Annotated in this window: 9 protein-coding genes and 1 pseudogene; 6 read left to right on the top strand and 4 right to left on the bottom strand. The window is 67.0% G+C overall.

From position 1 onward, the window contains the following. The 6 genes from RWX45_RS12795 to RWX45_RS12770 all read left to right on the top strand — a co-directional run. A partial coding sequence (locus tag RWX45_RS12795; RefSeq protein ID WP_316024102.1) for a SteA domain-containing protein occupies nucleotides 1–257 on the top strand: 257 nt, incomplete at its 5' end. An 18-nt stretch (nucleotides 258–275) separates the two neighbouring features. Further along, nucleotides 276–1,199 carry a copper transporter gene (locus RWX45_RS12790; protein ID WP_316024101.1) on the top strand — a complete coding sequence of 308 codons (924 nt, stop codon included), beginning with the start codon at nucleotides 276–278 and terminating at the stop codon, nucleotides 1,197–1,199. Nucleotides 1,200–1,210: 11 nt separating this feature from the next. After that, complete coding sequence (locus RWX45_RS12785) at nucleotides 1,211–2,116, top strand: hypothetical protein (RefSeq protein ID WP_316024100.1); 906 nt, start codon at nucleotides 1,211–1,213, stop codon at nucleotides 2,114–2,116. Then, entirely contained in the window at nucleotides 2,113–3,798 is a 1,686-nt protein-coding gene (gene murJ / locus RWX45_RS12780) for a murein biosynthesis integral membrane protein MurJ (protein ID WP_316024099.1), read from the top strand. The genes RWX45_RS12785 and murJ overlap by 4 nt, the downstream gene beginning before the upstream one ends. After that, nucleotides 3,795–4,904: a glycosyltransferase family 4 protein gene (locus RWX45_RS12775; protein WP_316024098.1), complete on the top strand. Its 1,110-nt coding sequence runs from the start codon at nucleotides 3,795–3,797 to the stop codon at nucleotides 4,902–4,904. The genes murJ and RWX45_RS12775 overlap by 4 nt, the downstream gene beginning before the upstream one ends. Nucleotides 4,905–4,964: 60 nt before the next feature. Continuing rightward, entirely contained in the window at nucleotides 4,965–5,633 is a 669-nt protein-coding gene (locus tag RWX45_RS12770; protein WP_316024097.1) for an NUDIX hydrolase, read from the top strand. Between the two features lie 292 nt (nucleotides 5,634–5,925). On the opposite strand, the gene RWX45_RS12765 is transcribed toward RWX45_RS12770, so the two are convergent. From RWX45_RS12765 to RWX45_RS12750, 4 genes and pseudogenes are all read right to left on the bottom strand, one after another. Then, nucleotides 5,926–7,539 (bottom strand): DUF6571 family protein, encoded by a 1,614-nt coding sequence (locus RWX45_RS12765; protein ID WP_316024096.1) that lies wholly within the window; start codon nucleotides 7,537–7,539, stop codon nucleotides 5,926–5,928. Nucleotides 7,540–7,699: 160 nt separating this feature from the next. Continuing rightward, the gene (locus tag RWX45_RS12760; protein ID WP_316024095.1) at nucleotides 7,700–9,805 is read right to left on the bottom strand and encodes a DUF6571 family protein; all 2,106 of its coding nucleotides are present in this window, start codon (nucleotides 9,803–9,805) and stop codon (nucleotides 7,700–7,702) included. Between the two features lie 41 nt (nucleotides 9,806–9,846). Then, complete coding sequence (locus RWX45_RS12755) at nucleotides 9,847–10,179, bottom strand: hypothetical protein (RefSeq protein ID WP_316024094.1); 333 nt, start codon at nucleotides 10,177–10,179, stop codon at nucleotides 9,847–9,849. Nucleotides 10,180–10,244: 65 nt separating this feature from the next. Next, nucleotides 10,245–10,677: pseudogene (locus tag RWX45_RS12750) on the bottom strand (hypothetical protein); the annotation flags it as partial.

Below are 10,677 nucleotides of genomic sequence, written 5' to 3'. Positions count from 1 at the left end.
CCTCCACCTTCCTCACCCGCCTCAAGGTGGGGGGACGCCTCATCGACGCTAAGGGCGTCTCCCGCCTGTATCGGGCCCGCATCTCCGGCTGGCAGCTGGCTCTGCTGGCGTTGGCAGGACTGATCGCGCTGTTCGTCGCCCTCGCCTCCACGCCCGGGGGACAGACACTGCTCGGGCTCTCGGGCGCGATGTGGGACGATCTGGTCAACTTCTTCCGGTCCCTGGTGGGACTGACTCCGAACACACCCTCCGTCTGAGCAAGGACAGGATCCTTCATGATCGATTTCCGCTACCACCTGGTCTCGCTCATCTCCGTCTTCCTCGCGCTCGCCGTCGGCGTCGTGCTGGGGGCCGGGCCCTTACAGAACTCACTCGGTTCGGCCCTCAACGACCAGGTCACCTCCTTGCGGGCGGACCGTAACGACCTGCAAAGCCGCCTGGAACAGACCGAGGCGGCCGTCAATGACCGCGACGATTACATCACCGCCGCCGGTGAGTCGCTGCTCGCCGGTGTCCTTGACGGAAAGCGGGTGGTCATCGTGGCGATGCCGGACACCGACGGTTCCGACATTGACGCCGTCACCACCGAGCTGAACGTCGCAGGCGCCACCGTCACCGGTCGTGTCAATCTCACCACCGCCTGGACCGAAGTCGGCCGCGAATCCTTCCGCTCCACCTACTCCGGTCAATTCACCGGTTACCTGGAGACCTCCTCCTCCGACGGCAACACGATTCTCGGTGAGGGACTGGCCACCGCGCTGACCACGGAGGGCGAGAATGCGACGGCACTCATGGAGCTGCTCACTGCCTCGGATACCCCTCTGGTCACCGTTGACGCTGAGCCATCCGGACCCGCCGACATGATCGTCGTCATCGGCCCGCGCACCGCCGCCACCACAAGCGGCACTGAACCCACCGCCGAAGCCACCACCCAGGAGGACCCGGCCGCATGGACTGCCGCGCTCACCGGGGTCGCCTCGGCGGCCACAACCGTGGTCGTGGGCGCCGGCGATGCCGACACGGACTTGGTGACCGTGCTGCGCGCTGCCGGAGCCCCAGTCACCACGATTGACTCCGTCGGCCAAGCCACCGCCGCGGTATCGGTCCCCCTCGCCCTGGCCTCCACCGCCGCGGGCACCCGCGGCAACTACGGCTTTGACGACGGTGCCGACGCCATCATTCCTCCCGCCGCAAGCTGAGTGATGCAGCCATGACGTCATCAGACCGCAGGGCGAGCGGGTGCGGCCCGGCCAGTTTCGCACTGGTGGTCACCGCCGCCTGCTCCGCCGCTCTGGGGCGCCTGGGCGCGCCGTCACGTCGGCTCGAACGCGTCAATTTCCGGGGCCGTACCGTGAGTCTGCGTGGAGGGGTGGGTGTTGCCCTCGGCGCCGTTGCCGCCGCTAGCGCTGCGGGCCGCGCCCTCCACCCACCAGCCGCGCCGAGGCCCGCAGTTGAAGCGATCGCCGCGGCCACTGCGGTCACGGCGGCGGGGGTGGCCGGAATGATTGACGATCTGGACGCCGGCGCCCACGACGGCGACACTCCCGCCAAAGGTCTCAAAGGGCACCTGGGGGCGCTGCGCCGCGGAAACCTGACCACCGGCGCCCTCAAGATCGGTGTCATCGGGGCCGGTGCCCTGGTCGCTGGGGGACTGCTCGCGGGAACCCGACGCCATGACCGGGCTGCCGGCGCCGTCGTCGACGCTGCCACGCGCGCCGTAGCCATTGCCTCCTGGGCCAACGTCCACAACCTGCTCGACCTGCGTCCCGGCCGTGCCCTCAAGGCGGCAGCGCTGGTGGCAACGCCGCTGCTGGCCGATCGCCGCAGCCGCGCCGCCGGCAGCCGGGCGCTTGCCGCCGGTGCCCTCGGCGTCGCCGCCGCGGCCCTGCCCGAGGACCTGGGGGAAACCACCATGCTCGGCGACACCGGCGCGAATGCGCTGGGCGCGCTGGTGGGCACTGCTCTGGCGACCCACCCCAGCGGTGCGCTGCGGGCGCTCGCCGCCGCGGTTGGAACCGGGCTGGTCCTGGCCAGCGAGAAGGTCTCCTTCACCCGTGTCATCGCCGGTCACCGGCTACTGTCCGCCCTCGACAACCTCGGGCGTCGGGCCCGGTGACAGGGCCCACCGCCGTGCCCGCTGCCCCCACCACCACCGCGCCCTCCGGCGACCGCCGGGGGCTGTTGGGCGCCGTCGGGGGTGTGGCTGGCCTCACCCTTGTCTCTCGTGCCCTGGGGTTCCTGCGCTGGATTGTGCAGGCCACCACCGTCGGTGCCGGGACGGTGGCCGGCGCCTACGCCACCGCGAATCAGATTCCCAACGTCCTGTACGAGGTGGTTGTCGGCGGTGCGCTGGCCGCCACCGTGGTTCCGCTGCTCGCCGGTCCCGTCAGCGCCGGTCGTACCGGCGACGTCTCCCGCACCACCTCCGCCCTGCTCGCTCTCGTGCTGGTCGTGTTGACCCCGCTCGCCCTGATCATGGCCCTGTGCGCCGACCCCATTGCCGGCCTGTTCCCCGTTTCCCAGGGCGTGGACGCAAGTATCCAGCGCGACCTGGTTGCGGCATTCCTGCGCATGTTCGCGGTGCAGATCCCCCTGTACGGCGTCGGCGTGGTCCTCACCGGCGTGCTGCAGGCTCACGGCTGCTTCACCTGGCCGGCCCTGACCCCCGTCCTGTCCAGCCTGGTGGTCATGGCCACCTACGCCGTCTACGGCGCGCTCACCCCCACGGCGGATACGGCCTCCCCGACGGCGCTGTACGTACTGGGCTGGGGCACGACGGCGGGCGTCGCCGCACTGTCATTGCCGCTGCTGTGGCCAGTACGTCGCCTGCGCCTGCGGCTGCGTCCGTGCCTGCGCCTGGAGCGCGCGACCTGGACGAAGGCGCTGCGACTGGGCAGCGCCGGCATATGGACCCTGGTGGCGCAGCAGATCAGCGTGGTGGCGGTGCTGGCGCTTGCCCGCGCCGGCGGGCAGACCGGCACCGTCGCCGTCTACCAGTACACCCAGGCCGTTTACCTGCTGCCCTACGCCGTGCTTGTCGTCCCGGTAGCCACGGTCATCTATCCCCGGCTCGCCGCCGCCTTCGACCATGACGGCAACGATGCGGGCGGGGCGCACGCACTCACCGCACGCTCCACCGCGCTCGTGACCGGCGTCGCCGTGGCCGGAGCGGGCATGCTCGTGGCTGCGGCTCATGGGGCCGAGCGTTTCTTCTCCCTCCTGGCCGACGTCGACGGCATGGGGACCTCCCTGGTACTGCTCGCTCCGGGGCTGGTGGGCTATGCCCTCATCTACCAGGTCACTCGGGCGCTGTACGCGGCGAACCGGCCGCGTGGTGCGGCCGGAGCGGCTGCCGTCGGCTGGTTGACGGTGGCGTTGGGATCCTGGGCGGCAGTAGCGCTGTTGGCGCCACACGGCGGGGACGGCGTTGCCACCCTTGAAGGCCTGGCCCTGGGCACCACCGCTGGCATGTGCGTGGCGGGCGTGGGCCTGCTGGTGGTGCTGGCCCGGTGCCTGGGCGCGCGGGTCCTGGCGCCGACGGCGCGCATCCTGGCGGTGACGGTTCCGGTTGCGGCCGCGGCCGGGCTGGCCTGCAACTGGCTGAGCCGCCAACCGGGTCAGGTGGCCGGCACGGTGGCCGTGGCCCTCGTCGGGGCTGTGGTGAGTGCGGCGATCACCCTGGGAGCCGTGGGGATCAGCGATCGGGGCCTGCTCGCCGCCGTGCGCCATAGCGGACATGCACGCCCCGACGCCGTCGACCATGCCCAAGACGAGCCCCAATCGAGGGAGGCCGAATGAACGTGAACCGACGGCGCGTGTTGGAGGTGTCGGGCAGTGCCGCCGGCGGCATGCGCGCCCACGTGGCTGCCTGCGCCCGGCTGCTGGCCGCAGCGGGCCATGACGTCATTGTGGAGGCTCCGGCGGACGTCGTCGGCGAGTCCGACTTCGGGCGGGCACGGGTGGAGGTACTGGAGATCGGGCCGCGACCCACACCCGCGGATATGGGGGCGCTGGCTCGCCTGCGTCGGCTCGGGCGGCGCGCTGATGTCGTCCACGCTCACGGTTTGCGTGCGGGTGCTCTGGCTGCGCTCGCCCTGGGACGACGCCGCTCCGGCCGCACCCGGCTGGTGGTCACCCTCCACAACCTGCCCGTTGGTGGACGCGTGACCACGGCCGTCGGAGACAGACTGGAGGACCTGGTTGCCGCCCGCGCCGACCACATCCTGGCCGTCAGCCCCGATCTGGCGCAACGCCAGCGCGAGCGCGGGGCGGCGCACGTCGAGTTAGCCGTCATACCGGCGCTGCCGCGCGCCGAGCAGGGGCTGGCCCCGCGCGCCTCTTCCATCGAGTCGGCCTGGAAGGGGGCGCGGGCACGGGTTCTCACCGTCGCCCGCCTGGCGCCGCAGAAGGGACTCGACCTGCTCCTGGACACGGCGGCGCTGCTGGCACACCCCGGCCCGGGTAGCCCGGATGCGCGCACGGAGCTGGTGTGGGCGATCGCCGGGGAGGGGCCGGGGCGTGCACAGGTCGAGGCGCGGATCAACGCGGAATTGCTCCCGGTCAGCCTGCTGGGGCGACGGGAGGATGTGCCCGCGCTCATGGATGCCGCCGACGTCGTCGTCCAGACGAGCCTGTGGGAGGGACAGCCGATCACCATTCAGGAGGCTCTGCGCGCGGGCGCCGCCATCGTGGCCACGGATGTCGGCGGCACCGCAGTGACCGCCCACGGGGGCGCGGTGCTGGTCGACCCCAGCCCGCAGGCGCTGGCCGACGCGATGACGCGGCTGCTCACCGATACCGACGCCCGCGAAGAGGCCCGGCGGCGAGCCCGGGACGCGGCGGCCCTCCTGCCGGATGACGCCGCCTTATTCGCACAACTGGACGCCGTGCTCTTCCCAGGATGAGAACGGCAGCCGGAATTAGAATCGCTCAAGCTAACCACGGCGGAAGTGGGAGGAGAAACAGTGAGTGAGAGCAATATCCGAGACGCCTGCGACCTCACACGGCAGGTGATCAGCCACGAGCGCATCTGGTCGGGGCCCATCTTCACGGTCGATGACGACATGGTGGTACTCGCTGATGGCAGCGAGCCCATCCGCCGTCAGACGGTGGCCCACCATGACGCCGTCAACATTGTGGCAATGCGCGAGGGCTCGGACTCCTCCCAGCCGGATGCAGCCGCGGAGATTCTCATGGTGCGCCAGTACCGCCATCCGGTGCGCGCCATGCTGTGGGAGATCCCGGCCGGCCTGCTGGACATGCCGGGGGAGTCTCCGCTGGATGCTGCACGGCGCGAGCTCGCCGAGGAGACCGACTACGTGGCCGAGCGGTGGGATGTGCTGGTTGATGTCTACGCCTCACCCGGATTCACCACGGAGGGGGCCCGCTCCTTTCTGGCGCGTGAGGTGAGGCTGCTGCCGGAGGATGCGCGGGTCCCCCGTGAGGCCGAGGAAGCCGAATTCGTGCCCACCTGGGTGCGCTTGGACCACGCGGTGGAGGCAATCATGCGCGGGCGGTTGCACAACCCGTCCACCGTCATGGGGATTCTCGCCACCGCGCGCGCCCGAGACGACGGGTACTCGCGGTTGCGTCCCGCCGACGCCGACTGGCTGCGCAGCCCCGAGAGTTTGTGATCCCGCTCCGGCGCTGATTTGCTTCAGCGTTCGTGTCCGGTTGGGGGCTGAGGATCAAGACCGCATGGGTAGGGTCTTCGCGACACCTTGAGGAGGGTGTGCGATGAGCAGTGATGCTGGCATGACGAAGGGTTCTGGGGGCTTGCCCCTATTGTGTGGACACGAGGGTTTCGAATCGTTCCGGGTTTGATGGAGGGGGCGAATACACGGAACGATTCAGGCGGCGGTGGCGGTGTGGAGGCTGAGGCGGCGGGCGTGTTCGAGCCGGCGACAGTAAGCCGGTGTCCGCCTGTCAGCCGTCATAAGCGCTCCCGGACCGGTAGCCGTGCAGGTAACTGTTGCCGAAGTCGTTGGTGATGTCTTCAAAGACGTAGTCGCCGGGGCCTGATTCAACCATTTCCACCCATGCTCCCAGCTCGCTCGGGGCCATGGTGGGGTCGTCTGCTTGTGTCAGGTCGATGGTGTGGGTGCCGTCGGGCTTGGTGATGATCCAGGTGTAGGTCTTGCTGCTGTCCCCGGTGATGGTGTAGTCCTCGGGGTCCAGCAGGCCCGCATTCGCCGCATCCTGGATAGCCATTGCGGATACTTGAATGGTGTCTATGGCGCCGTTGGTGGTGAGGGCGTGTTCGTAGGTGTTGGTGTTGTTTTTGTTGTTGGTGAGTCCGGCGAGGTAGCCGATGGCGTAGTTGGCTTGCAGATAGGGAGTGTTGATCGCATTGACCCGACGATCCGCGTCTGTGCCTGTGTTGGTGAGGTTGGTTTGGGCTTGGGTGTGTGCGTGTTCGGCCAGGGCGGTGGCGATAGTGCTGGTGCTGCCGGGGGTGTCGATGATGCGCCAGGCCAGGGTGGTGATGGGGGCGGAGTCGATGGGTTCGTGGTCGGTCAGTGGGTGTCCGAACCAGTTGTTGTCCTGGTCGCAGGTTGGCGTGTTCCAGGACTTGTAGGGGCTCGTCTGGTTCCAGGCGCAGGTGGTTTCGGCGGGGCTGTTGGCCAGGAGGCTGGCGATGGCTGTCTCGGTGGTGGTGGTGTACTGGTCCTCGGTGGTGTTGGTGGCCAGGTAGTCGATGGCTTGGCCGGTGAGCTGGTCAGCCTGGTGGCGGGTGCTGGCATCGGTGCTGGTGCGCTGGCTTGTGGCGGCGGCGATGGCGGTGGTGTAGGCGGCCAGGCCCGCCTGGTCCCACTGGCGCTGGGACAGCTGCTGGAAGCGCGGCTGGTTGGTGCTGGCTGGGGTTTCGGTGAGGTAGTCCAGGGCGGTGCGCGGATCGGCGGCGATCGCCTCGAGCGCGCCGGCCAGGGGGTCGAAGGAGTAACCGGTCAGAGTGCTGCCGATGGCCTGTCTGCCGAAGCTGGTCAGGTCGGGGTAGCTGGTGTTGGCGTACCCCCGGTAGCGGCTGATCATGCTGGGGTCTATTCCCGCCAGCGCGTCGGCCAGGGCGGTCAGGAACCCCTGAGCAAACCCGCCACCAGCATCCGCAGTACTTACGCCGTCGGCCTCCTCGGCGCTGCCAGTGTCGGCTGTTTCAGCGCCGAAATCCGTGGCTGTGGTGGGGGCCGTGAGTATAGCGTTGAGAGCGGTGATGCGCCCCCAATGGCCCTTGTCGGTCACGGATCCGGCGAGGGTCGTGGCCATGGAGTTACAGGTCTCTTCGTCCCAGATGGTGGATGCGGTGGCCAGGGTCCAGCCCAACAAGTTAGCGAGTTGTTGCCCGTTGGGAACGGCTTCCGCCAGGGGCAGGGCGGCGATCCTGCCGGCTCCCAGGGTGGTGATGAAGTCGTTGGCCCACACCGGATCGGAGGCGTAGGAGCTAGCAGCCTGAACCAGTTCACTCACACCGACGCCGCTGGTGCTGGTGGCGCGGGCCGCTTCCGTCAGCGCCTGTGCCGCCCGCGCGCCAGAAGACACCACGCCAGCCACATCAGCGGAAGTCACTGCCCCCGGGGTTCCCGCCACTGCGTTAGTGTTGGGCGCGCACCCCGACATCCCCGTCCCGACAAGCAGCACGACTATGGCTGTACCAAGACGAAGACCACGCCCGAACCGACGGTAATCAACCGGTACGTGCGAGTTAGCCACCATAACTACTCCCGGACTGATAGCCGGACGCATAACTGCCGTTGAAGTCGTCGAGAATTTCCTTAAATGTGTAGTCACCAATTTGTTCCTGTATCATATCTGCCCACGCGTCTACTTCTTCTGCTGCATTGTCGGGGTCGTCGGCGGCCGAGAGGTCGATAGTGTAGACGGGGGAACCGTCGGAGTTGGCGCGGTCAGGGTCCGGGACGATCCAGGTGTAGGTCTTCTCACTGTCCCCGGTGATCGTGTAGTCCTCCGGATCCAGCAGACCTGCATTCGCCGCGTCCTGGATAGCGGCCGCCCTGAGCCCTAAGTCCATTCCGCTCGGGGCGGCGGATTCGACCTGGGCGGCGTCGTACTCCACCACGGGCGCCAGCAGCGTGCAAGCCACTGAGTATCCAGTGGACGCCCCGGCTACGATTGCTGGAGGGCCGCCGACCACGCCGAATCCCGCACCGGCGACCGTGCTGATTACGCTGATTGCCGTTTTGGCTGCCTCGCTGCGCGCATCCGCGGACTCTTGGGCGGCGGAGTTGATATCCCCCGCCTTCTTGTCCGCAAGCCCCGCAAGATACCCCGCTGCCTGAGTCGCCCTCTCATATGCGTTGTTGATGTCATTGATTTGAGTGTCGGGGTCGTCGGCATGGCTGGCCGTGCTCTGCTGTGCTCGGTCATGGGCGTATTGCCCGAGTTGGGCAGCGATGGTGGCGGTCGCGTCGGAGGAGTCCGCTACCCGGTAGCCAAGTGCGTTGATGTCCTCGGCTTCAGCCGCTGGGAAACGTTGCCCTGTACTCGGGTCTATGAGGACAGAACTGCCGGTCCATGCGCGCGTGACTTCCGCCGGGCAGTTGGCCAGGAGCAGGGCGACGCGGGCCTTGGCATCGTCGTTATAGATATCCTCATTGGTGTTGGTGGCCAGATAGTGGATGGCGTGTCCGGCCAGGTCATCGGCGCGGTCGCGTATGCCCTGGTTATCCGAGGCACGCTGACTGGAGGCGGCGGCAACTGCGGCGGTAAAACCAGCGAATCCCTGCTCGTCCCAGTCACGTTTGGACAGTTCTTCCAACAGCGCCATGTCCGCACCGTCGCCGCTTTCAGACGCCTTGGCCAGGTAGTCCAAGGCGGCCTGGGGGTTGTTGCCCATGGCATCCAGCACACCGGCCAGGGGATCGAAGGACTGGTTGTCCAGGTAAGGGCCGAGGTTCTTCTTGTCGTAGCGGGCGATGTCGCTGTCGGTGTTTGTTGTGGCGCTCTTGGCAGTGGACTTGATGGTGTTCCAGTCGAGGTCATCGAGACTGTTCGCCAGGGCGGTGAGGAAGACGCTGTTGAACTCAAGATCGTTGACATAGTCACCGTCGGCGTCGTGTCCGCCGAGCATGGCGTTCAGGACGGTGATGCGTCCCCACTCGCCCTTGTCATCGACGGACTCCTTGATCGTCGTCGCCATGGACTCGCAGGTCTCTTTGTCCCAGGTGGTTGACGCGGAAGCCAGTAGCGTACCGAGCAGCTCGGCCAGCTCGGTGCCGGCCTCTCGCTTCAAGTCGTGCGTGCCCATGTCGTCGCTGACGGTGTAGTACTCGGCCACCTCCAACGGGAGGCTGGTGAGGTTCTCCGGGCCGATGGCGTTGATCAGCGCAGCCGCATAGGCAGGGTCACCCGAGTGCTCCCGTATAGACTCAATGACCTGGTCGTAGGTGCGGCCGTTGGACTTCGATCCCAGCCTGCCGCCCAGAATTGTTTGCAGATCATGGGCGTCAATGGTGGCCTGCGACCACGCGGTCAGATCGTCGATCGTGTCGATGGTGGTGTCGTCGGGAACCTCGCAGCTGATGCCACCATTGGCGGTCATACTGCCCACGCCGGACTCATTGACGGCAATGATCGCATCCTTAGCCTTCTCCAGGTCGTCAGCCCTACCATTGACTCCGTCGATAGCGTCATTGGCCTTCGTGCGGAACTCAGCGAGATCCATGGGATCGTGCTCTTCTGCGCACTTGTTATCTATGCTGGTCATGGCGGCCGTGCAGTCGTCCGCAAAATCTCGCAGGTCCTGAATTGCGGTATTTAATTTGTCGGGATTCATATAGATTACAGCCATGTCAGTACCTCCCTCTTTGTCGTTCTTCCCGGTACTCCCTCTTATCCTGGGTCGTTTGGCCAGTCGGCCGCCGGATCGTCCTCATCGACGTCTTTAGGGAGCGCGTACTTCGCATTGTTGATCGCTTCGAGCATACCGCTGAAGGCTGCATCTACGGAGTCGACGTCGGTCTTCGTATCCTCCGCCGAGGTGTTCGCCAACGGGCCAGTCCACGTATCGTCGGCATTAACCGCAGAACTGTATTTCTGTCCCGGTGACTGCGTCCACGGCAGCGACGAGAAGGGTGAGTTCGTGGCGAACCCTAATTCGGAGTTCTTGTCAGACGTGTGCATGCTCAAGCGCTCGAGTGCCTCGCGTTTGGGGTTGGCAACCATGTTCTATCTACCTCCGTGAAGTCGGGTTGCGCATTGGCTCGACAACTGTTTGCCTACGGTCCAACTCATGGTTGGTGGGTTGGTTTTGTGTTGAGGGTTTGGATTTCGGCGACGGGGATGTTGGTGGTTGTCTGTGTGGTGTGGGTGCCGAGGTTGCCGGTGGCGCCGTCGGTGGCGGTGTAGCTCGCGGTGTAGGCGACGCTGATGTCGACTGGGGTGACCGAGTCTTCCAGGTGGGCGGAGGAGCGGTTGAAGACGATGACGCAGTCGGTGCCCGTCCGGTCGTTTTGTTCATTCCAGGGGATGCCGAAGCCGGTGCAGTCCGCTTCGCCGTCGGTGGGGTCCAGGTTCAGGCCGTTGGCTGTGGCGGTGATGGTGGCGGTTACGGGTCCGGCTGTGGCGGTGACGGTGGCTTGGGAGGGGGTGTCGCCGGTGGCCCAGATCCAGGTGTCCATGCCCACAATCGTCGCCCGTGACTCGCCCACGGTGGGGTTGTAC

Source organism: Actinomyces sp. MRS3W, assembly GCF_032465695.1.
Lineage (GTDB): Bacteria > Actinomycetota > Actinomycetes > Actinomycetales > Actinomycetaceae > Actinomyces.
This window is presented reverse-complemented; position numbering and strand designations above follow the sequence as displayed.